The 22,324-nt window shown below is 60.2% G+C and carries 22 protein-coding genes, 1 tRNA gene and 1 pseudogene; 14 read left to right on the forward strand and 10 right to left on the reverse strand.

Features of this window, described 5'->3' with window-relative positions; genetic code table 11:
• From AC3AYF_RS05080 to AC3AYF_RS05090, 3 genes are all read left to right on the forward strand, one after another.
• The coding region (locus tag AC3AYF_RS05080; protein ID WP_487779470.1) for a GTP-binding protein at positions 1–305 on the forward strand (305 nt) is incomplete at its 5' end.
• Positions 306–337: 32 nt separating this feature from the next.
• On the forward strand, positions 338–943 hold the full coding sequence (locus AC3AYF_RS05085; protein WP_295034817.1) for a HupE/UreJ family protein: 606 nt from the start codon (positions 338–340) through the stop codon (positions 941–943).
• A 135-nt stretch (positions 944–1,078) separates the two neighbouring features.
• The gene (locus tag AC3AYF_RS05090; protein WP_295034815.1) at positions 1,079–1,390 is read left to right on the forward strand and encodes a hypothetical protein; all 312 of its coding nucleotides are present in this window, start codon (positions 1,079–1,081) and stop codon (positions 1,388–1,390) included.
• A gap of 140 nt (positions 1,391–1,530) precedes the next feature.
• On the opposite strand, the gene AC3AYF_RS05095 is transcribed toward AC3AYF_RS05090, so the two are convergent.
• From AC3AYF_RS05095 to AC3AYF_RS05110, 4 genes are all read right to left on the reverse strand, one after another.
• Positions 1,531–2,352, reverse strand: a complete 822-nt coding sequence (locus tag AC3AYF_RS05095; protein WP_295034814.1) for a DUF1206 domain-containing protein — start codon at positions 2,350–2,352, stop codon at positions 1,531–1,533.
• Positions 2,353–2,709: 357 nt separating this feature from the next.
• Positions 2,710–3,456, reverse strand: coding sequence for an amino acid ABC transporter ATP-binding protein (locus AC3AYF_RS05100; protein WP_295034812.1), 747 nt, complete (start codon positions 3,454–3,456; stop codon positions 2,710–2,712).
• The gene (locus tag AC3AYF_RS05105) at positions 3,453–4,127 is read right to left on the reverse strand and encodes an amino acid ABC transporter permease (RefSeq protein ID WP_149433906.1); all 675 of its coding nucleotides are present in this window, start codon (positions 4,125–4,127) and stop codon (positions 3,453–3,455) included. Before AC3AYF_RS05105 ends, AC3AYF_RS05100 begins: the two co-directional genes overlap by 4 nt.
• Before the next feature lie 90 nt (positions 4,128–4,217).
• The gene (locus AC3AYF_RS05110; RefSeq protein WP_295034810.1) at positions 4,218–4,979 is read right to left on the reverse strand and encodes an amino acid ABC transporter substrate-binding protein; all 762 of its coding nucleotides are present in this window, start codon (positions 4,977–4,979) and stop codon (positions 4,218–4,220) included.
• Positions 4,980–5,998: 1,019 nt separating this feature from the next.
• Here AC3AYF_RS05110 and AC3AYF_RS05115 point away from each other — a divergent pair.
• Positions 5,999–6,670 (forward strand): hypothetical protein, encoded by a 672-nt coding sequence (locus AC3AYF_RS05115; protein ID WP_295034808.1) that lies wholly within the window; start codon positions 5,999–6,001, stop codon positions 6,668–6,670.
• Positions 6,671–6,769: 99 nt separating this feature from the next.
• Here the strand turns inward: AC3AYF_RS05115 and idi are convergent, their stop codons facing one another.
• Positions 6,770–7,357, reverse strand: a complete 588-nt coding sequence (gene idi, locus AC3AYF_RS05120) for an isopentenyl-diphosphate Delta-isomerase (RefSeq protein ID WP_295034806.1) — start codon at positions 7,355–7,357, stop codon at positions 6,770–6,772.
• Positions 7,358–7,359: 2 nt separating this feature from the next.
• Between idi and AC3AYF_RS05125 the strand changes: the two genes are divergently transcribed.
• Complete coding sequence (locus AC3AYF_RS05125) at positions 7,360–7,593, forward strand: hypothetical protein (RefSeq protein WP_295034804.1); 234 nt, start codon at positions 7,360–7,362, stop codon at positions 7,591–7,593.
• A 38-nt stretch (positions 7,594–7,631) separates the two neighbouring features.
• Here the strand turns inward: AC3AYF_RS05125 and AC3AYF_RS05130 are convergent, their stop codons facing one another.
• Positions 7,632–8,552 (reverse strand): UbiA family prenyltransferase, encoded by a 921-nt coding sequence (locus AC3AYF_RS05130; protein ID WP_295034802.1) that lies wholly within the window; start codon positions 8,550–8,552, stop codon positions 7,632–7,634.
• Positions 8,553–9,466: 914 nt separating this feature from the next.
• Here AC3AYF_RS05130 and AC3AYF_RS05135 point away from each other — a divergent pair.
• The gene (locus AC3AYF_RS05135; RefSeq protein ID WP_487779471.1) at positions 9,467–10,477 is read left to right on the forward strand and encodes an Ldh family oxidoreductase; all 1,011 of its coding nucleotides are present in this window, start codon (positions 9,467–9,469) and stop codon (positions 10,475–10,477) included.
• Between the two features lie 524 nt (positions 10,478–11,001).
• Here AC3AYF_RS05135 and AC3AYF_RS05140 read toward each other — a convergent pair.
• From AC3AYF_RS05140 to AC3AYF_RS05150, 3 genes are all read right to left on the reverse strand, one after another.
• Positions 11,002–11,421: a cupin domain-containing protein gene (locus AC3AYF_RS05140; protein WP_487779472.1), complete on the reverse strand. Its 420-nt coding sequence runs from the start codon at positions 11,419–11,421 to the stop codon at positions 11,002–11,004.
• 117 nt (positions 11,422–11,538) lie between these two features.
• Positions 11,539–13,677: a protein-disulfide reductase DsbD family protein gene (locus AC3AYF_RS05145; RefSeq protein ID WP_295034796.1), complete on the reverse strand. Its 2,139-nt coding sequence runs from the start codon at positions 13,675–13,677 to the stop codon at positions 11,539–11,541.
• A gap of 61 nt (positions 13,678–13,738) precedes the next feature.
• A complete protein-coding gene (locus tag AC3AYF_RS05150) occupies positions 13,739–14,833 on the reverse strand; it encodes a TlpA family protein disulfide reductase (RefSeq protein WP_487779473.1) in 1,095 nt (364 codons plus the stop codon).
• A gap of 137 nt (positions 14,834–14,970) precedes the next feature.
• Between AC3AYF_RS05150 and pdxR the strand changes: the two genes are divergently transcribed.
• From pdxR to AC3AYF_RS05165, 3 genes and pseudogenes are all read left to right on the forward strand, one after another.
• Positions 14,971–16,380: a MocR-like pyridoxine biosynthesis transcription factor PdxR gene (gene pdxR / locus AC3AYF_RS05155; protein ID WP_487779474.1), complete on the forward strand. Its 1,410-nt coding sequence runs from the start codon at positions 14,971–14,973 to the stop codon at positions 16,378–16,380.
• A gap of 403 nt (positions 16,381–16,783) precedes the next feature.
• Positions 16,784–17,059, forward strand: a pseudogene (locus AC3AYF_RS05160) (tyrosine-type recombinase/integrase); the annotation flags it as partial.
• Positions 17,060–17,076: 17 nt separating this feature from the next.
• Positions 17,077–17,427: a site-specific integrase gene (locus tag AC3AYF_RS05165; protein WP_295034790.1), complete on the forward strand. Its 351-nt coding sequence runs from the start codon at positions 17,077–17,079 to the stop codon at positions 17,425–17,427.
• A gap of 8 nt (positions 17,428–17,435) precedes the next feature.
• On the opposite strand, the gene AC3AYF_RS05170 is transcribed toward AC3AYF_RS05165, so the two are convergent.
• Positions 17,436–17,520, reverse strand: a tRNA-Leu gene (locus tag AC3AYF_RS05170).
• Positions 17,521–17,629: 109 nt separating this feature from the next.
• Here AC3AYF_RS05170 and AC3AYF_RS05175 point away from each other — a divergent pair.
• From AC3AYF_RS05175 to AC3AYF_RS05195, 5 genes are all read left to right on the forward strand, one after another.
• Complete coding sequence (locus AC3AYF_RS05175) at positions 17,630–18,415, forward strand: ComF family protein (protein ID WP_295034788.1); 786 nt, start codon at positions 17,630–17,632, stop codon at positions 18,413–18,415.
• A gap of 40 nt (positions 18,416–18,455) precedes the next feature.
• Entirely contained in the window at positions 18,456–19,442 is a 987-nt protein-coding gene (locus tag AC3AYF_RS05180) for a serine/threonine protein kinase (protein WP_295034786.1), read from the forward strand.
• 134 nt (positions 19,443–19,576) lie between these two features.
• Positions 19,577–20,134, forward strand: a complete 558-nt coding sequence (gene folE / locus AC3AYF_RS05185) for a GTP cyclohydrolase I FolE (protein WP_487779475.1) — start codon at positions 19,577–19,579, stop codon at positions 20,132–20,134.
• A gap of 70 nt (positions 20,135–20,204) precedes the next feature.
• A complete protein-coding gene (locus tag AC3AYF_RS05190) occupies positions 20,205–20,657 on the forward strand; it encodes a hypothetical protein (RefSeq protein ID WP_295034783.1) in 453 nt (150 codons plus the stop codon).
• Between the two features lie 256 nt (positions 20,658–20,913).
• Positions 20,914–22,324 (forward strand): NAD-dependent succinate-semialdehyde dehydrogenase (locus AC3AYF_RS05195; protein WP_295034781.1); only part of this gene is annotated, 1,411 nt, incomplete at its 3' end.

Consider the following 22,324-nt stretch of genomic DNA (forward strand, 5'->3'; position numbering starts at 1 on the left):
TCTACGTGATCGACGTTTCCGCCGGCGACAAGATTCCGCGCAAGGGCGGGCCGGGCATCACCAAGTCCGATCTGCTGATCATCAACAAGATCGACATCGCCGACTACGTCCACGCCTCGCTCGAGGTGATGGAACGTGACGCCAAGAAGATGCGCGGCGAGCGGCCCTTCGTCTTCGCCAACCTGCACGACGGTGTCGGCGCCGAAACCATCGTTCGCTTCATTCTCGACCGCGGCATGCTGCCCGAGCGACGCGGCGATGCGTGTCGCGCGATCCAGGACCAGGCGCTGCTGAGCGCCAACTGATTTCTCGTCCGTTACACCCAAGGAGATTCGTCATGACTGCTTCAACTCCCCCGGCTCGTCGTCTGGCCTGGCTGTCCGCACCGCTCGTGCTGCTGGTCGCCTCGGCGGCCATGGCGCATCCCGGCGCGCTGCCGCACACCCATGGCGGCAGCTTCGTAGCCGGATTGATGCATCCGCTGTCGGGACTTGACCACCTGCTGGCGATGCTGGCCATCGGGCTGTGGAGCTGCCGCCAGTCCTCGACGCTGCGTCGCGCCATGCCGCTGTTGATTGCGCTGGGCATGGTCGCTGGCGCCGGATTGGCCTGGGCGGGGATTCCGCTGCTCGGTGTCGAGTTCGGCATCGCCTCCAGCGTCCTGCTGGCGGGCGTGATGCTGGCCTGTCTGGTCAAGCTGCCCACCGCGGTCGGGGGCACCCTGGTTTTCGCCTTCATCCTGCTGCATGGCCACGCTCACGGCAGCGAGTTGGCTCCCGGGGCATCGGCGGCGCTCTACGCCCTTGGCTTCGTCATCGCCAGCGTCGCTATCACGGTGGTCGGCCGACTGGCCGGCAACTGGTTGATGCAGCGCGACAGTCGTTGGCTTCGCGGCATCGGTGCCGCCATCGCCGCCGTTGGTGGAACTCTGATGCTGAGCTGAAAAGATTGAATGAGGGGCATGCATCTGAACTCGATGCGGCGGCGTATTCATTGACAGGCGACCAAGGCCGCTTTGTCAGGGAAAGTCTCGGAACGTGACGCCACGTTCGATCATGGAAACCCGCAGGAGCCCCTTATGAAAATCTCTATCAGCCGCCGTTTCGGCATCGCTACCGGTTTGATGTTGACCCTGTTGAGCGGTACGGCCTTGGCACAGACCGCCATGGACGACAGCGCGCCCAACAGCAGCAGCGATCAGATGGGCATGGCGAGCAAGGACAGCGCCAATCGTGACGGGATGGTGAAGGGCATGCCCCAGGCGGGCAGCGCCGCCGCCCTGCAGCCCACGATGGATAACAGCGCCCCCCTGAGTGGCAGCGATCAGGAAGGCGCCGCCGGCAAGGATTCCGTCAATAGCGAGCCCCTCAATACCGGACCGGCTCAATAGGCAGCAATCAGGGGGCGTGACGACGGCGATCCGTCTCGTGCCCTCGAGATAGGTGTATCGATCGCTTGAGACCGCTACGGCGGTCTTTTTTGTGCGCTGCGTCCAGTGGCCGGTTGTTCCAGACGCCGCAAGCGGGTCGTTCAGGCCCCGTTCTGCGGGTGCCTGATCCGGCGATAGCCGGCGTTGATGAAACAGTAGCCACCGTAAGCCATCAGGCCGACCGCGGCGGTGCCCAGGAGCCAGTCACCGAAGGGCTGGTGAGCCAGCAGGTTCAGCGCCGCCCCCAGCCCTTGGGCATCGCTGGGCGACAGTCGCCAGGCCGCCAGCGCGATCAGGCCGCCTATCAAGACGAAAGTGACGCCACGGGCGGCAAGACCGCATCGCGCGATGGCCTCGAGCAGCGGCAACGGCGGATTGGGCCGGCTCTGCAGGTGCCAGTTCTTACGATAGGAGCGCCGCCAGGCGCGCACCATCTGGTGAATGCCGACGCCAATGAAGACGAGGCCGAGCACGACCAGTAGCCAGCGCCCACCGGGAATTCCCATCACCCGTTCGGTGTTCTCGGAGGTTCCGCTGCCCTGCGCCTGGGACAGGCTCTGGAAAACCAGGGTGGCACACTGCCAGGCCAGGGTGGCGTACAAGCCGCCGCTGACCGCGAATCCCAGGCGTTGAATCCATCCCTTCCAGTCGCTGCCCTTGCGTTCCGTATCCCATATCGCCTGGCCCAGGCGCCACAAGACATAGGCGACGAGCCCCAGTCCCAGCAGAGCCAGTAGCGCGCGCCCGAACGGCCATAGCGCGATCTTGCGAATGACGTCCGACGCACCGCTCTCGCTGCCACCCAGGCCGATGGCGGTCAGCAGTGCCAGCCAGCCGATGGTGAGGTAGATCATTCCCTTGGCGACGTAGCCCGCCGAGGCGGTATGGCTCAATCCGTCACGCAGGCTGACGTGTTTCTTCATGCGTTTCCTCGAGGTTGGCTAGGGTCTGTTCCCGTTTCGTCGCAAGCCGCGTTGCTGTGGAAAATCTCGCCAGGCTAGGCGGAGGACGCAGGGAATGGTTGTTCCTTGCCAAGTCCTCCAACAACGCATGGCGAGATTTTGCGCGCAACCCGAAGGGCCGGGCCCGTTTTCGTGCGATGCTGCGTTTCTCGATGGCTCATTTAGCCCACTAAACTTCGCATCTCGTGCCTTGCCTCGCGCTAAAACGGGCTCCGGCGCGGCCGCGAACCAAACGGGAACAGACCCTAGGCCCCTAGCCTAGAAGAGAAAGTGGCCTCGCGACGCGACATGGGAAACAGCGCTGGCAGTGTGTGCCGATCAAACCGCGTTGGCTGCCAGGATCTTGCGCAGGAAATGCTGCGTGCGCTCATCCTCGGGATGGCTGAACAGCTCGGCGGGCGGCCCCTGCTCGATGATGCGCCCCTGGTCCATGAACACCACCCGGTCGGCGACCTCGCGGGCGAACTGCATCTCGTGAGTGACGACGATCATGGTCTGGTGCTCCGCCGCGAGCTGCTTCATCAGGCCGAGTACCTCTTCCACCCACTGCGGATCCAGCGAGGATGTCGGTTCATCGAATAGGATGACCTCCGCGTTGGCGGCCATGGCTCGACCGATACCCACGCGCTGCTGCTGGCCGCCGGAGAGCGCGGCGGGGTAGGCATCGGCCTTGTCGGCCAGCCCGATCCGCTCGAGAATCTTCCTCGCCCTGGCGTAGGCCTCGCGCTTGGCAATGCCATCCACCACGATCATGCCCTCGGCAATGTTCTGGAGCGCGGTCTTGTTGGCGAAGAGAGCATAGTTCTGGAACACGAAGGCGGTACGCCGCCGCAGGGCCAGGATCTGGTCACGCGTTGCGCTCGTGGCATCGAGGCTGAGGTCGCCGACGGTCAGGTGGCCGGCATCGGGCGTCTCCAGGAAATTGATGCAGCGCAGCAGCGTGGATTTGCCGGTGCCCGAGGGCCCGACGATCACGATGATCTCGCCGCGCTCGAGATGAAGATCGATATCGTCGAAGACGACGTGGTCGCCGAATTGCTTGCGGATGCCCTTGAGTTCGATCATCGCTGATAAGCCCGGTTGAGTCGTTGTTCCAGCCATTTCTGCACCCAGGAAAGTGCCTCGACCACGATCCAGTAGATCACCGCCACCACCAGAAAAGCCTCGAAGTAGAGAAAGCTGCCGGCGGCTTCCTTCTGGGTGGCACCCATCAGCTCGGTGACGCCGAGCGTGAAGGCCAGCGACGTCGATTTGATCATGTCGATGAAGTAGTTCATCAGCGTCGGCGTCGCTACCCGGGTCGCCTGGGGCAGCACGATTCGCCGCATCAACTGCGCCCGCGTCATGCCGATCGATAGCGCGGCTTCGGTCTGGCTACGGTCGATCCCCACGATAGCCGCTCGGATCGACTCCGCCATGTAGGCGGAGAAGTGGAGCGTCAGACCGAGAATGGTGGCGGTGATGCCATTGATCGCCACCAGAAAGGTCAGCACCTGAGGGAGCCCGTAGTAGAACAGGAACAGTTGCACCAGCAGTGGCGTGCCACGGAAGAACGAGATGAAGAGAAGAGCGAAAGCGTTGAGGCCGGGAAGCCGGGTCACGCGAATGACCGCCAGGAGGCAGGCCAGTATCAGTGCACAGGCCATGCCTGCCGCGGCCATCTCCAGCGTCAGGGGCAGGTAGCCCAGAAGAATGGGCACCAGGCCCAGCATGTAGTCGAAATCGAGTGCGTGCATAGTGCTTGGCGCTCCGCGCTTGGCGACCTCAGATAACGGAAAGGCCCATGGCGCCGGTCAGCGCCATGGGCCATCGAAGCGAAACGGCGATCAGGGCTGGGTAATGTCGGACCCGAACCACTTCTCCGAAATGTCGCTCAACTTGCCGCTGTCACGCAACTTGGCGAGGGCGTCGTCGATTCTGCTCTTCAACGCCTTGCCGGCCTCGTCGTCGCGGAACGGATAGGCGTTCTCGATCCGGGAGAAGGGCTGTCCGGCCAGTTGCAGCGGCAACGGCTTGTCCTTGATCACCTGCGTGGCGCTGACACGGTCCATGACGAAGGCATCGGCGCGGCCCAGGGCGACGTCCTGTTCGATGTTGGAGTCGTACGTCTTGATGTTGATCTCATCGGCGTATGGCAGTTCGTTCAGCAGCTGCTCATAGTTGGAACCGAGGTTCACCGCCACCGTCTTGCCCTTGAGATCCTCGACCCCATGGATGGCGTCGTTGCCTTTGCGAACCACTACCTGGGCGCCGTCGTAGACGTAGGGCTGGCTGAACAGATACTTTTTCTGGCGCTCCGGCGTGATGGTGATCTGATTGGCGATGGTATCGATTCGGTTGGAGTCCAGCATACCGGCCAGGCCGGAGAAGCTGGCGGTCACGAACTCGACGTCGTCGCCGGTAATCTCACCGATCGCGTTCATGAGGTCGACCTCGAACCCCTTGAGTTCGTCGCGCTCGACGTAGGTGAAAGGGTAGTAGCCTCCCGACATGCCCACTCTCAAGGTGTCGGCCTGAGCCAGGGTTGCACCCAGCGATGCGGTGAGCCCTAGCGCGAGAGCCAGGGCGGCCTGTCGGAGAGATGCCATTGAAATCGATCGTGTTGTCATGAGCGAAGAGATTCCTCGAGAAGGTTGTGGGAACGTCGCCTTGGGACGCGCTCAATCGGAAGATAGAATAGCGCAATTCTGAAATAGGTAATAAGAAAAATAATTTATATGCCCTTTTGTTTGGCGCTATCGCCGGCATGCCGAAACCGGGCGGTGGTCGGCCACATCCGGTCGTATTTCGCGCCGGTGACTGCAACCAATCTATACTTGGCTTTGCCGTTTGTAATGTATTGATCTAACATTTGCGCGATTCTTTCTGTGAAGGCTGCTGCAGGGACGTGACCAAGGGACGTGCGCTTCGCGTTGGTTAGTGGCATGGGCCAGGGAACGAGCCGACAGGCTCAGGAGCGCGGGAAGTATCGGCGCATGACCGTCAGCGTTGTCATGCGGCCTCTCTCGCCTCCGGCGTTGAGGTTCATGGCGCGGGAGGTGGCAGGTGTCTCGGAAAACCGGCGTCCTTCCGCCGGTTTTCTTCTTCGACCTCGATATCAGACGACGTTACCTCCGCTGGCTGGCGGCCGGGTGCTGCCTGGCCTCTTCTGCACGGACGACGTCCGCCGCGATCGAACTCATGGTTGCCCACGATGACGATTGCCAAGCTTCGACACTCCATTTTGATGAAATGCTTGACCGGGCGACAACTCTTGTATAACTTTGAGTTCGTTAGCTGACTTACCGCACCCAAGGATGGGTTCAAGGACGCCAGAGGTAAGTCGGAGCCACAGTCAGGGAAGACTGTCAGCCCGTTGGATTCAGGAAGATGAAGACAGGGCTCAAGCATTACCGTGAACTCGCTCCGTCAGGATGACGAAGAAAGGGCAGGACGCCCGGGTTCGGCGGTTGTTTTAAAGGCGGGCCGGGAGGCCCGCCTTTCGTGTTTTCGGACCTTGGGTCAAGGTTGACGGTGTTCGTGCCACAAACTGGGTTATATCGCCGGCCGCGATTCTCGCCTACATTGGCGCCTTTGCGATCCCAGCAGGCAGGAGCCTATCCCGACCATGGAGTGGTTGTCGGAACAAAGCAAGGCGATAACCGCCGTCACCAGCATATTGACGCTGCTCGTGTGGTTCTTTTACGCCCAGATCCTCTACCGAAACTTTGCCCGGACTCGGCGTCCTCGCATCATCATCAATCGTGGCTACGGCAACGATCTGACTTCCCTGTGCCTGATCAGCAACATGAGTTCCGAGCCGATCTTTCTCGAGCACATCATCGTGACGCTACATACCAGCCGAGGATCCTTGACCAAGGATATGATCGACTTCGAGGGCGGTCATTACCAGGACAGCAAGGAGTCTCCAGATTCGTCGCAAGCCGATGCCGGGGAAGGGCGGGAAAGGATGGAGTCGAGCCAGGGCCCCATGCTGTGCGGCAGTTTCAGCCACGTCGGTACGTTCGAGACCATCTTGCAGCGTCTGTGCAGGGCCCACGACCTGACGCTGGAGCATAATCGCCCCACGGACGATACCGTGTTCCACTTTCTCGATATTCGCGTCGTCGCGATCTACGGCAGTGAAGACCATCCGATCGGAGCCGAACGTCGCTTCCGTCTTCACATGACAGGCGACGAGGCCTGCACGCTGGTTCCCGTATCGATCGATACCAAGCGCTACGCCAACCGGCTTCAGCGGTGGCGTGTCCGGCAGTGGATCCGTCGCCTCGACGGCTGAATCGTTGCTGGCACTCCGGGAGGGCTATTGACCGCGCGTCAATGGGCGGCGCCAGCTATTATCCACGGCTTTTGACTCCGAGATTTACCGGACGGTGACCTAATCGCGCAGCAGGTCGACCACCGTCGACCAATATGTGTCGCGAATTCGTGGCCATTCGAGCTTGATCCATGGCGTGTAGTGATCCGGATGTTTGACCAATGCCGCATCGAGCTGCTCGGACGACACGAATGATAAGTTGGCGATTTCGTTTGGGTTACCCGCCACCGGCGCATTCGAACAGGCTATGAAGACCGAGCATAGCTCGTGCTCGGTCCCGATGTCGCCGAACTGGGCGTGATATTCGAATCTGTACAACCAGGTGACGTCAGTGTCGACACCAATTTCCTCATGTAGTCGACGCTTGGCGGCCTCGGCCAAGGTCTCGCCTCGACGCGGGTGGCTACACACACTGTTCGACCAGAACCCGCCCCAGAGTTGTTTGGCCTTGGCCCGCTGCTGTATCAGCACATCGCCTTCGCTGTTGAATAAGAAGATTGAGAATGCGCGATGAAGTACGCCTTCGCCAGCATGGGCCTCGGCCTTGGACATGTGACCGAGCACATTATCGTCCGAGTCGACCAGGATCAGCGGCTCGTCGTCGAAGGAGACGATATCGGCGGAACCTGTCTCGATACTCGTGTTCATGAGTGAATGTCCGTGATGAACGATTTACAGCCTGCGGCCTGCATCGCCGGGGGCATATTCTGTATTTGATCGCTTTCGATCGTTATGACCATTTCATTATCCGCCAGGCCGATATCGCCATGAACGAGGCTGTCTATCTGGACGAAAGTCGCCTCATGGCGTCGGGGCCTTGTCATACCACCGTTACGCTGCTTGTGATCGTGCTCATGAATCGGATGATCTTTTGTCGCATCTAGAATGGCTTTGGGTCCATTGGATGCTAGATCAACTCGGATTACGCTAGAAAAAGTGGGCCAGATACACAGGTCAGGGCCCAGACGACACAGTACAATTGATACGTCAGCCTGTCGGCGTTGTACCCTTGTAGGAAAAGTGCACGTGCGGCGCAGATCCAGGATAAAGAACCGAGGATGACTGCAGGCAGTAAGTATTTCCAGTCGTTTTCGCCAGATGTGAAAGCCATCATGAAATAAATAAAAAATGGCAAAAATATCATGAAGACGGCAAAGTAACGACATACAAAAGCCCGGCCCAGCAACATGACGGGGGTGAGACGTCCAATAGCCCTATCCCCCTCCAGATCGCGGACGTCTTCGATGGGAAAGGCGAACGTGAAGTAGATCACTATAGCCAGGAGCCAATTCCACGCTGCGGAGTCAAGATCGGTCGAAAGAGACCATCCGATGAAGGGCATAACGACCAGATGGACGACATTTGTGGGGGATTTCCACCATATATAACCCCGCTCAGGCAACCGGAACTGTACCATGGTGATGAAAGGCCACAATAGCACCCATGGCGAAAGGCCGAATAGCCATACAGTTAGAATATACAAAGCTGTGGCAATCCAGCCGCGCAGTTGGATGCCTTGTGGGGTGGCCAAGCCCGCAGGGATGGGACGATACGGCTTGTTGCGAGCATCCTCTGCGGATGATTTAGTTTGGTTGCAACAATCAAAGATATAAACAATCAGTAACGCGATCCCGATAGCCTTACCGACACTCTCCGATATTTCTGTGCTGTTCAGACCCGCGCCAATACCCGCGCTTAGAGAAACCAAGGGTACCGTCGTAATGCTTATTGTCAGATTGTCGCGAATCAGACGCCATGTGATCGCGGCCTCCGCAGAGATCCATTTTCGAGCTAGTGCCCATATCGATGTATCAGCAACGCTTTGACTTTTTATCGTAGCCATTAATGTTATCCCTGCGAATCCCAATGGCCTGGCATATGCGGCGCATTGGAGTAGCATTGCGCCGGCAGCTTTGATGGAGTCTGGTGGGGAAGTCGATATACTAAGGCACGTCGGGTGCTCCAATGCCTACACACGAAGGTCCGACGTATAGAGCATACGAGACTGTTCATCTGCCAAGTCTGGTTCAACCAACGATGCATCAGTTTGGGAGACAGTCGAGAGAGTGATTGACCAAATCCCTGTTCTGTTCCGGGCCAGTCAAATGAACGGCCTAGCTCTGCCAGTCATGTTCGACCTCTTGAGCCCCCCCTGAATTTATTCTTAATTTAATTTAATGCTTATTAAGATTTAGTTTAAATATAGAGGTGCTGTTGATCGGGTGTCAAGACACAATCCGGATTCTTTTTGTGGCTTATGGATTACTGACATTTGCCAGCGTGCTATTCGGCAAGGGCAAAGCCAAGCCGCTGCTAAAATACACCGGAGTTTTCGCAGGTTAGCTAGAAGGGCGATACTGACATGCCATTTGCCAGGCAAGCGGGATCTGCGGGAATAGAACAGTATTCATGACGCCGCCTCCGCTTCCGCGGCGTTCCAGGTGATCAGCGCCTCGGCCACGTCGACCCGGCTGACGGACAGGTATTCCAGCTCCTTGAACTTACTGAACGTTCGATCCCACGCGTTGAGGTGGTCCTCGTCGAATCGGCAGACGGGGAGAGCGTCCTGCTCGCGATCGCGTGCCTTGGCGGTCTGTTGTGCTGAACGCGCTTTACCAGGCGCTGGTAAGAGGCGGCGGCTTTTAACTGTGCGGGCATGACAGCGTGCTCTTGCCTCTTTCGTCTAGCGCATGAGGATAGCCAGTCATGCGGCCTTGAATTTATGATGTATGACAAACACCTGAAGTCGAGTCGACGATGACCCACGATTTTTCTCTCCGCCTTGAAGAGGCCGAGTCGCTGAGTCTACGCATTCTGGGCAAAGCGGGATTCAGCCCGGCCCATGCTGATGCCATCACGCGCAGCGTCGTTGCAGCCCAGCGCGATGAGTGCCATTCCCACGGGCTCTATCGCCTGATCAATTGTGTGGATGCCGCGAGACAGGGCGGCCTGGAGCCCCAGGCCGAACCGGTGGTTCATGACCAGGCGCCGGGCGTCGTCAAGATCGACGCTCGTGGCGGATGCTCGCTACTGTCGTTCGAGACCGGCAAGGCGCACCTGAAAGAGAAGGCGGAGCGCAACGGTGTAGCGGTGCTAGGCATCAATCATTGCTTTCACTTCTCCGCACTCTGGTCCGAGGTGGAAGCGCTTGCCGAACTGGGACTCGCAGCGCTGGCGATGAACCCGACTCACGCCTTTGTCGCGCCGACCGGCGGATCAAAGCCTCTGCTCGGCACCAACCCCTTTGCCTTTGCCTGGCCACGGCCGGGTCGGTCGCCCTACGTTTTCGACTTTGCCACGAGCGTCGTGGCACGCGGGGAGATCGAGCTGCATCGACGCGCCGGCAACTCGATCCCGAAAGGGTGGGCACTGAACTCAGAGGGGGAGCCGACCACCGATCCGGCCGCGGCCCTTGAGGGAGCCATGCTCCCTTTCGGCGGCCACAAGGGGGCAGCGCTTTCCACGATGATTGAGCTGCTTGCTGGCCCGTTGATCGGTGATGCCCTGAGCCACGAGACGTCTCCCGCCAATGATGCTGGTACCGGCAGACCGCAGCATGGCGAGATCGTCATCGCGTTCTCGCCAGAGACGTTCCTCGGCGCACAGAGCGAGTCTCAACTCACCCATGCTGAAGCGCTGTTCGATCGAATTCTGGAGCAGGGCTCACGGCTACCTTCCCAGCGTCGTTTCGAAGCGCGTGATCGGAGTCTCGAGCACGGCGTGACGATTCCGATGCCACTCTACGAGGAGTTGGAAAGGCTGGCTTGAGCCATCCTATGGCGCCGGCAGTGGATTTGGTCGGCGCCACGAAAAGCTGAACGCACTATGCCAAAGACTGACCGTAGAAAGGCCAATTTCGAATATGGGGTTAGGCTAAGGTTTTGAAAAGAAGGGTTTTGATGGTGCGGATGGGGAGACTCGAACTCCCACACCTTTCGGCACTAGAACCTAAATCCATGTAGCCGAAGTTGATAGACAAAAACCTTAGCTTAATCAGCACATTGCACGCCGGACGCACCGACAGCGATGCGACTTTTGGCATCGCTAGGCCGCATTTTGGTCACACTCAGCAATAGCCCATGGCACAATCGGGTCACACGAGCTCCACGCGCCAAGCATCAGCGTTTGGCAGGTGGAGTTCAACGGAGGGTGGGTGTACGAGGGAATGAAGGGCAAGGTACCCATAGCGGAGGAAGGATGCGGTGGAATCTCTTCACCGGCACTAGAATTCCAGATGTGAATGCCCAACATACTAGTTTAAACCCTTAACGCAGGATAATCCCTCGCACTTTCTATTTCATCATCTCCACCAGTTCCTTCTGCTGAGGGTCCGATATGAAAATGGCTAGGATTCTGGCAGGCTCCGTTGCACTGGCATTCTCGCTCAGCTCGTGTGACGCACCGGGGTTTTCCGTCCAACTTTCCCCGACGCTATAGACATTCGTCTCGCCGTCGACCCGGCTCCTGATCGAGCCTTCCAGAACATAGCCAATGACGAAGGCATCGCCATGCATATGCGCTGGTGTTGACGCCCCAGGTGGGTATTCGACCGAAAGGCTGGTAACGACCTTCCCGGGAATATTCGGGATTTCATAACGGAACTCCTGTTCGACAGTCTCCCTCGACGCACTCGCGGCATTTTCATCCGCCAAGGACGGAACAGTGGCGATGAGAGCAAACATGGACACTATGATCGATGATAATTTCTTCATCATTAATCCCTTCATTTGCATATGATAGATACCATTTTTTCATCCAGCTCACATGACACGACTGGGTGTGATGGCTGCCAAGGCCACTGCACTCATAAATCACCACTCAATCGGCTTTCATTCAGCAACCAGATCAGTGAGCAATGTGGGTGTCAGCACTTGCGGCAGTACCCTGGGCTTCTCAGCCCCAGGGGCGTACCACAGATATAGGGGCACGCCCGTTCTGTCATGACGATTGAGAAAGGTTGTAATGGCAGCGTCGCCATTGGTCCAGTCTCCCACCATGGTAGTCACGCCAGCCTGTCGGAAAGCGTCATGCGTCACTTCGCGGTCAATGGCGCTCTTCTCGTTGACCTTGCAGGTGACACACCAGTCCGCCGTAAAGTAGACGAACAAAGGCGTGTCCTGCTGGCGTAATTCATCGAGGCGGTGCTCATTAAAGGTCAACCGCTGCAGGCTCTCGTCAGTGGTATTGGGAGGGGCAGAGAACGAGGCGGGAACCAGCCATCCAACGCTCAACGCCATCACTGCAGCAACCACTGATGGCCCCCAGGACCAACGTCTTCCGTTGCGCTGACGCAAGCCTGTCAACCAGAGCCCAACCACCAGGAGCATGACCACAGCCAAAATAGCGACTACACCGTCACTGGAGAGCTGTTGTCCCAGCACCCAGAACAGTGCCAGCGCGGTCACGAACATCGGGATAGCCAGAAAGTGCCTGACGCTCTGCATCCAGGGACCGGGACGTGGTAGCTTGCGACTGAGCGCAGGAAAATAGCCGACGATCAGAAAAGGCAGGGCAATGCCGAACCCCAGCCCCGCGAAAATCGCCAGCGCCGCTAGCGGTGGCAGTAATATCGCGGCACCCAGGGCCGTCGCCATTAAAGGCCCCGAACAGGGCGTTGCGACAAAGGCCGCCAGCACGCCGGTCCAGAAAGCACCGGTGGCGCCACCTTTCTCGGCGAGCCGAGCGCCACCATTGAACCCACCGAGTTCAAATAACCCCGTGAGATTGAAGGCAATTGCCGTGATCAGAAGCGTTAACCCGACAATGACTCGAGGATCCTGTAGCTGAAAGGCCCAGCCAATCTGAATACCAGCGGCACGCAAGGCAATGATTCCGGCCCCGAGCAGCATGCACACCCCGACGACGCCTGCCGTGTAGGCAAGGGCTTCTCGCCTCGCTTCGCGAGGGCCACCGGACAGCCGTGCCAGGCTCAATATCTTGAGACTAAGAATAGGGAATACGCATGGCATGACATTCAGCAGGATTCCGCCGGCAACCGCTCCGAGCAAGGCCGGCAGTATCATGCCTAGAGTGCCAGTCGAACTCTTTTCATCGGCGCCATCACCGGTGCCATGCCTATCGACGCCTGGCGTTGGTACAGAGCCGGCATCCGCCTGAAAGGCCAATCCAGTGCCCCCTGCAAGCGTCACTACCGCTTCGAGGGGCTCCGGGGATGCCTCTCCCGCCGCCGTCTCAACGATAAGCTCATCGCCCTGACGCTTGAAGTCCTGCTTGGCGGCCGGGTCGACCGCACCATCACTTGCGACAAACAGGTGCGGCTGATCCAGTTCGACGCTGGCTGGCAAGGGAATGGAAATGCGAATGCGATCGTCTATGTGCGCGTAAGGCGCTCGTGCTCCCAAAGGTCGTGGCAACGCTTCGCGCCAACGATCGAAGTCCGGCTGGTGACGGGTCGACGTAGCGCCATCGCCGACTGTCAGATCCGTCGACAGAGACGCCCTTTCAGGGATACAGGCATCCTCGCGACAGGCTAGATATTGGAGGTCAACTCGGACAGGAATCGTAGTTCCTTCGTCCAGGTGGTCCGGCACATTCAGTGGCACCAGAATGGCGTAAGGATGCTCGTAGACATGGTTCATCAAGTTGTCGATGAGCAGAGTCTCGGGGACCGGGTAAGCCGGCTCTCCTGCCGTTACGTCATCGGGCAGCTGCCAGTCAAACTGCGGCGCAAGCCCCACGTTCCCGGGCTGCTTCCAGTAGCCATGCCAACCGTCCTGAGGTTGCATGACGACGGCAAGAGTCGTCTGCTCTCCCGCAGCCGGACGAGCACTCTCCGCCACGAGCGACGTCCGAATCATCACATCGCCCTGCTCCTCGGGGGAGCTTTGTGCCATGACAGCGCTTATCGGTATCAGGGTCAGCAAACTTACTATAGAGATCAACGCCAGCAGACGTACCGCGACGAAACCGCGCAACATAGTGGTCGGCATACGCAACAAGCCCATCATGGATGGGCTTCTCCATCGAATGGATATCAGCATCAGTAATCGCTTCGGTAGCCGAGCGCTTTCATTTGGCGGCGACGCTCTCCGTGGCTTCAACCAATGCCGTATCCTGAGGGCCTAGCCGCTTGGCCACGTTCCCATCGCGGTCGATCAGCACGACGGTGGGTATCTGTCTGACACCGAAGGCGCGATAGACATCGCCGCTGGCATCCAGGGCGAGGGGGATGCTGACATCGTTGGATTCACGGTAATCCTCAAGGTCTTTTTGTGATGCCCAAAGCCCGGATGAAACACCAATCCAGTCGATGTCATCTTGTTTGGCCAACGAATCCACGGTTTCACGTACACGGCGACACGCCTGGGATGTTTCCGGCTGGCTCTCCTCCAGATACCACTCGCACCAGGGGGCAAAGAACACGATGCCACGAGGTTTGCCACTACCATCGGCAGACAACTCAACGACATCACCAGTAAGCGTGCTGAGCGTGAGCCCGTCGACGCTATCGCCAACGTCCAGTGCTTCCACCTCCGCGGTATCGACGCCTTCAGCAGCACTATCGCCGTCGCTGCCCTGCATGACCTGCTGCAGAGCGTCCTCGAACTCCTGATCATCCAGATGCCCGACGTAAGAGATATGTCCACTACGGTAGATAAGCACATGCTGCGGAGTGACTCGCAGATGTAGTGCTTCAGCGAGCGTGCCATCATCTATCGTGATCGGCATGCCAAGGCCCATTTCTTCGCGATACTGACGTGCGGCTTCGGCGGTATCGCTGAAACCCGTATTGACCGCAATGACTTGTATCTCATCACCGTACGTTTCATATATTTTCTGAAACCCGGGCATCTGCTGACGGCAAGGCACGCACCAGGTCGCCCAGAGCTTGAGATACACGGGTTTTTCCCCGTACAGCTCGGACAACGCGATCTTTTCACCATCCAGTGTTGTGATCGTGACATCGGGCCCTGGCTGGCCGATGAGGGACTCTCCGGCGCTCTTGGCGCGACGCTCTCCATCCGCATCCTGATCGTAGGCCTCGGCGGCCGGCTCCTCGCTTTGCGTATCGCTGGCGGCGTTTGCCACAGAGATGGGCCCGAGGCTGCTGATCATCAGCGCTAGCAACGGCCCAAACAGGATCGTACGAGTTCGAATTGGCATTTTGATATTCCTTGTCACCTCGCATAGCGGCAGATGGCCGCTGTGAGGTGGAGGGTGGAGAGATTAGAGAATAGTTTGGAGGTCAAACAGTGCAGGAAAAAGTACCAAGAATGGACGTTTTCAGTATACCATGAATCATGGATTCTCTTCGCATCGACCTCGATCGCCGCCAGCGACGTTCGCTGACCGAGCAGATACACGACAGCATTGCCAGCGCGATCCGCGAGGGGCACCTTTATGAGGGCGCGCGCCTTCCCTCTTGGCGTGATCTAGCCACGCAGGTGGGCGTCTCCAGAGGCACGGTAAAAACCGCCTATGAAAGGCTGGCCGACGAGCAACTGGTAGTTGCTTGTGGCGCTGCGGGAACCTTTGTCGCGAGCCCATTGCCCCTCGCTCAATCCCGTCTGAACGAGGTTCCCTCTCGGCTGCCTCTGCCCGAGATCTACCGTGATTTCGACAGTCCGCCTAAACCCTTTCAGGTCGGAGTTCCGGCTACGGACATGTTTCCGTACAAGGTGTGGTCTCGCACCATAGTTCGCTATTCACGACTGGCCGCCACGGAGACCACCCGCTACCACGACCCTCGGGGAGAAGTGGAACTACGAAAGGAAGTTGCAGCTTATCTCTCGGTCACTCGCGGCCTGCAGTGTTCGGCCGATCAGGTCATCATCACCAATGGGTATGCTGGTGCGCTTGGCCTTGCCCTGCACGCGCTGAAGCTTAAAAGCCGGCAGGTCTGGGTGGAGGATCCCGGCTACCCGCTGACTCGCCGGGCGATATCACTGGCCGGCTACACGCCGGTCCCCATTGCCGTCGACACACAAGGGTTAGATGTCGGCGAGGGGCTGGAACGGGCACCAAACGCGTCGCTCGCCGGTGTCACAGCTAGCCAACAGGCGCCGCTGGGCATGTCTCTCTCACCGGCTAGGCGACGTGCACTGCTCGAATGGGGGGCTGCGGCGGGTGCTTGGATCATTGAAGATGATTACCTCAGCGAACTGAAACTCAGTGGTAAGGCTGCGCCGCCACTGGCATCTCTGGATGGTGACGGACGCGTCATCTATATAGGTACCTTCAGCAAGACCATCAGCCCCACTTTGCGGCTCGGATTCATGGTCGTGCCATCGGCGCTGGTGAACTTTTTCGGAGACGTCGCCGCTGCACTATCGCCGGCCTCATCGTTAGCGACCCAGTTGGCCGTGGCGGCCTTCATGCGTGATGGCCACTACCTACGCCATATCCGGCGCATGAAGAGACTCTATGCTCAACGTCGCGATGCCTTGCTGCGACAACTCGGGGAGGGGGGGATATTCAATACAATGGCAGGGTTATCACTGCTGCTAACACTGCCGGACGGAGCCGATGATGTAAAAATCGCAGAAGCTGCTGAGGCGCAGGAGCTTGCTCCTGCGCCGCTATCTATATGGTATGCTGATAACAATAGTAAGGTAAAAAGTGGGCTGTTACTTGGCGTAACCAACCTCTCAGATGCCGTTCTTGAGAGCAGTTGTCGACACCTCGAAGGCCTTATCCAACGTCATGCATAACGCGCCTGACTTTGAGAGCACGTTTCAAAGTCTGTCTTGCATTCAGTATCAGGCCAGTGAGCATCCGGTCAAGATCAACTCGTAGTGGATATTGACTCGTCTCTCATATCATGGGACCAGCCGTCCGAAATCGCTCGGCATACGCCCCGTGCTCCAGGCGCGAGCGGCAAATCGCCTCAGGATGTTGCTAAACGACGCTTGCAGGCATGGACTATAGACTGGGGCTGTACCCACGCCGGTCGCAGCTGGGAAATTACTGAGTGAGCGAGGCCCAGGTTATGGCTCGGGCCGCTTCGGGGGTGGTGGCGTCCAGGATCATCCACTCGCAGCGCTGTCTTCGGCGATCAACTAATGCAATCGGGAATTCGACTGGGCTCTGCCGAACCCGGTGGAAGGTCGCTCAATGAAGGAGCCGCCTGGGCGAGAACGCTATCTCACGAAGGCCGAGGCCGGCCGGCTGATATCGGTCGCGCGGGACATGCGCGGCGGGGAGATGTTGGCCGACTTCATCGAAGTGGCGGTAAACACCGGCTGCCGCCGGGGCGAGCTCTACGGTCTGGCGTGGTCCCGCGTGGATCTGGCGAGAGGACAGGAGTCGATCACGCTGCGCTCGACGCACACCAAGTCGGGCAAGCCGCGAACGGTGCCACTCAACCAACCGGCGGCGGCGGCCATGCGGCGACGGGCGGAATGGGGGTGGCGAATGCACCTGGTTGCCAGTGGGCATTCGCTAGATCGGGCGGCAAGCCGATCGGATGTCTGCGCAACGGATTCAAGTCGGCGTGTGCGAAAGCGGGCATTGAAGACCTGCGCATTCACGACTTGAGGCACACGACAGCTTCATGGCTGGTGACGGATGGAGTGCCGCTCGAGGTGGTCAAAGAGCTGCTGGGGCACAGCTCGATCGTCATGACTCAGCGGTACGCGCACCTGGCGCCGCACCGGGTCAGGGAGGCGGTCAACGGGATCTGGTCGAGCTCACAATCTGGTCATACTCACAATCCAGTGGCTCAGCTCAATGACTTCGTTTCGGCGAAAAACCGTTGAAAATCAAGTGGTGCGGATGGGGAGACTCGAACTCCCACACCTTTCGGCACTAGAACCTAAATCTAGCGTGTCTACCAATTCCACCACATCCGCATTCTGACAGGCGCGCTTATTGTACTGTCGCCTTCATCGATGTCAATCGTGGCGCCCCGCGCATCGGCCAGCGGTCGCTACCGCTTCAGTTTTCCTCGTCGTGGTCGACATGATGACTGAACGAGGCGAGGAAGAGTCGATGCTGCGATGCCTGGAGCTCATGTGGCCGCTGACCCGCAGGTTAGTCAACGGGTTCAACACGCAACTCAAAAGCGCGTTGCCGGGCTACTGCGCCTTTTGCAGTGTCGCCGCCGAGGGCGGGCTGTCCTGGTGCCCCGACTGTTTCTCCGACATGCCCTGGAATCACGGCGCCTGCGAGCTCTGCGCAGAGCCGCTGCCGAGCGCGCACGCCGGGACGCTTCGCCCGCGTCAGTGTGGGCGATGCCTGAAACGCCGACCGGCGCAGACGTCGTCATGGGTACCGCTGCGTTACGAGTCGCGGGTGACGCACCTGGTGCAGCGCTACAAGTTCGCGGCGGACCCGCGGGCAGGAGAGGTGTTGATACAGCTGATGCTGGCATCGCTGGACCGCGCTCCCGAACTGGGAGCCGCCATGATCGGCGTGCCGGGGCAACATGAGCGCACGCGGGAACGCGGGTTCGACCACACCGCCTGGTTGACCAGACGCCTGGCGGCACGACTGGCACTACCGGTGATCGTGGCCGAGCGGGTGCGGGAGACACCCTCCCAGCGGGGCTTGGATCGACGCTCCCGACGCCGCAACGTGAGCCGTGCGTTCGTCGTCAATCGAGCGCTGCCAGCGGCGGTCACCATCGTCGATGATGTCATGACGACCGGCGCCACGCTGGATTCGCTGGCCAGGGCCTGTCGAGATGCCGGCGCCGAAAGGGTGACGGCGATGGCTTTCGCGCGTACGCCGTCGGCGCGAATCTGATAGCATGCGCGCAAGCCTGCCGCTGCTAGCCGAGGTTCGTATGAGCGCCGTTTCCCTGCATCCGTTCGAGACGCTGACGCCACAGCGAGTGGTCGAGGCCGTCGAGTCCCTGGGGCTCTGGCTGCCCGGCGAGCCGTTCGCCCTCAACAGCTACGAGAACCGCGTCTATTCATTGACCGATGACGACCGCCGTCGCTGGGTGGTGAAGTTCTACCGCCCGGAGCGGTGGAGCGACGAGCAGATTCTCGAGGAGCACGCCTTCCTCCAGGCGCTTGCCGCGGAGTCGGTCGCGGTCGGTGCCCCATGGGAAAGCGCCGAGGGCCACACCCTGCACCATTTCGAGGGTTTTCGCTTCGCGCTGTTTGCACATGTGGTCGGCCAGGCGCCGGAGCTCGAAAATCCCTCCCATCTGTTTGCGCTCGGTGAGCTGATCGGCCAGGTTCATGAGATCGGTGCCCGCCAGCCGTTCCACCACCGCCTGCGACTCGACCTGAACGCCATGGTCGACGAAAGCCGGCGCCGCGTCCTCGAGGCTCGTTGGCTGGATGCGCGACAGCGGCGCCTCTATGGCCAGGTCATCGACGCCCTGGTGCCGCTGCTGGCGGAGCACGCCTGGCCCGAGAGTGCGCTCCAGCGGGTTCACGGCGATTGCCACCTCGGCAACATGCTGGGACGGGACGAACGATTCTCTCTGGTCGATTTCGATGACTGCCTGATGGCGCCGGCGGTACAGGACCTCTGGATGCTGCTGACCGCGCAGTCGCCGGGGGAGTGGCAGATGCAGCTGTCCGAGATCATCGAAGGCTACGAGATGACCCGGGAGTTCGATCGGCGCCAGCTCGATTGGATCGAGACCCTGCGCACGCTGCGCCTGATTCGCCATAGCGCCTGGGTAACCGCGCGCTGGGAGGATCCCGCCTTCCCCCGGGCATTTCCCTACGTCGCGGAGAGCGGATATTGGGATCAGCATATCCGTGACCTGGAGCAGCAGCGTGTGGCACTCGACTCGCCGCGCTGGCTCGCCTGAACCCGTCATTAGTCGGCGCCGAGATAGTGGTGCCGGTGCAGTTTCGCTAGAATCGGCCCTCACCGAGAGTGAGGCCGGGGCGGTCGCGGTGGCGAGCGCGTCCGATCGATGATAACGATAGACAAGGCAGCAACATGACAGAGCAACTGGCAGGCCATTATCACGGTATTCTGGAAAAGCTGGGGGAGGATCCCCAGCGTGAAGGCCTGCGCGACACCCCGATGCGTGCCGCCAAGGCGATGCAGTTCCTGACCCAGGGTTACAGCCAATCGCTGGAGGAACTGGTCAACGGTGCGGTTTTCGCATCCGACACCGACGAAATGGTGCTGGTGAAGGATATCGAGATGTACTCGATGTGCGAGCACCACGTGCTGCCTTTCATCGGCAAGTGCCATATCGCCTACCTGCCCCAGGGCAAAGTGCTGGGACTGTCGAAATTCGCGCGCATCGTCGACATGTACGCGCGTCGACTGCAGATTCAGGAGCATCTGACCCGGCAGATCGCGGAAGCGGTGATGCAGGGGACCCAGGCGCGCGGCGGCGGCGTGGTGATCGAGGCCCAGCACATGTGCATGATGATGCGGGGAGGGGAGAAGCAGAACTCCAGCATGAAGACATCGGTAATGTTGGGCAGCTTCCGCAAGAATCAGACCACGCGCCAGGAATTCCTGATGCTGGTCAACGGTCGCTGAGGACCGCTTTGCCTGGCCCCGCTCGGGCCCCCGGTAACGGTTCCGTATGGATAGCCGCAAGGACAGCAGGATGGACGGTCGCCTTTCCCATTTCGACGATGAAGCCCAGGTCGGAGAGATCGCGTGCAACGATGGCAAGCGCTATCCCTTCGACTTCTCCCAATGGCGCGGTCGCGGCCTGCCGAGCGCCGGAACGCCAGTGCGCTTCGAACTCCGCGGCGGCCGGGCCATTCAGGTTTTCAACCGCCCCGAGGCCCAGCGACGTGCCAGCACCACCCGTGACGTCGATGGCAGGACCCGGCGCAAGATGCTGTCGCACTGGGCGCTGGCCGCTTTCGTCGTGGCCGTTGCCGGGGTCAGCGCGGGGCGCTATGCGCCGGCGGTGGAAGCGGTGGCTATCGTGCTGGCGTGGCTGGGGTTGCGTCACGTGCATCGCGAACCCCAGCGCCTGAACGGGCAGTGGCTGAGCGGTATCGCCATCGTGGTGGCCGTGGGCGTGACACTGTGGGCCCAGTGGTGGTGAGTGCGCTCGCTTCGAGTTCGTGAGCGGCATCCGGCGTCGGGCGCGGATCGACTCGGCGTTCGGCTCTGGCGGGGCGCGAATGCGACTGGCACGAGTGACGTTAACGCGCCATCCTGTCCAGTAGAATCGTGGCGGCTGACTCGTTTTCACGGGGGCCAGCCACGACCGACCCCCGTTGCACGCCGACTCGTGGCAACAGCCGGGCGGGTAGGCGGCACACCCGCTTCCGGCGAGCACATCCAGGAAGGAGTGAATCATGCAATCCGTTAAAGAGAGTGCGCTGTTCAGGCCCTTTGCCTATATCGATGGCAATTGGGTCGCGGCCGACAGCGGCGAGCAGATCGACGTCGACAACCCCGCCAATGGCGAAATTCTCGGGCGCATGCCGCGCCTGGGGGGCGCCGAGACCGAGCGCGCCATCGAAGCCGCGGAAGCGGCGTTGCCGGGCTGGCGCAATCACACGGCGCTGGAGCGTGCCGATATCCTGATGAAGTGGTACGAGCTGATGCTCGAGCACAAGGATGAGCTGGCCGCGATCATGACTGCCGAGCAGGGCAAGCCGGTCAAGGAAGCGGCGGGGGAGATCGTCTACGCCGCGAGCTTCATGCGCTGGTTCGCCGAGGAGGCACGTCGTATCTATGGCGACACCATCCCTGCGGCCAACACCCGGCAGCGTATCGTCGTCACCAAGCAGCCGGTAGGCGTCGTCGGCGCCATCACGCCTTGGAATTTCCCCTCGTCGATGATCACGCGCAAGGCGGCTGCCGCACTGGCGGCGGGCTGCACCATCGTGATCAAGCCCGCCAGCCAGACCCCGTTCTCCGCGACGGCGCTGGCCGCACTGGCAGAGCAGGCCGGTGTTCCCCGCGGCGTCTTCAACGTGGTGCCGGGCAAGGCCAGCGAGATCGCCAAGGCGATGACCGACTCTTCCGTGGTACGCAAGGTCACCTTCACCGGCTCCACCGAGGTCGGTAGCTCCTTGATGGCCAATGCTGCCCAGCATATCCAGAAGATCTCGCTGGAGCTCGGCGGCAACGCGCCTTTCCTGGGGTTCGAGGATGCCGACCTGGACGCGGCGGTCGAAGGGGCCATCGCCTCCAAGTTTCGCAATGCCGGCCAGACCTGCGTCTGTACCAACCGTTTCCTGGTCCAGTCCAGCGTGATCAATGCGTTCAGCGAAAAGCTGGCCGCCGCCATGAACAGTGAACTCAGGGTCGGCGACGGTTTCGAGGAAGGGGTCAATATCGGCCCACTGATCGACGACGATGCCGTGGCCAAGGTGACCGATCACATCAAGGACGCCACCGACAAGGGGGCCCAGCTGCTGCTCGGCGGCCACGAACACTCCCTCGGCGGGCGCTTCTTCTCGCCCACGCTGATCAGCCACGCCACCCCGGAGATGAAGGTGGCGAGCGAGGAGACCTTCGGTCCGCTGGCGGCGGTGTTCCCGTTCGAGACCGAGGAGGAGGCGGTGCGGCTGGCCAACGATACCCAGTTCGGGCTGGCATCCTATTTCTACTCGAAGGACCTCGGCCGCGTCTGGCGGGTGGCGGAAGCGCTCGAGTACGGCATGGTCGGCATCAATACCGGTCTGATCTCCAACGCCAGCGCGCCGTTCGGTGGCGTCAAGGCCTCCGGATTGGGCCGCGAAGGCTCCAAGTACGGTC

It is taken from the genome of Salinicola sp. (assembly GCF_982684285.1).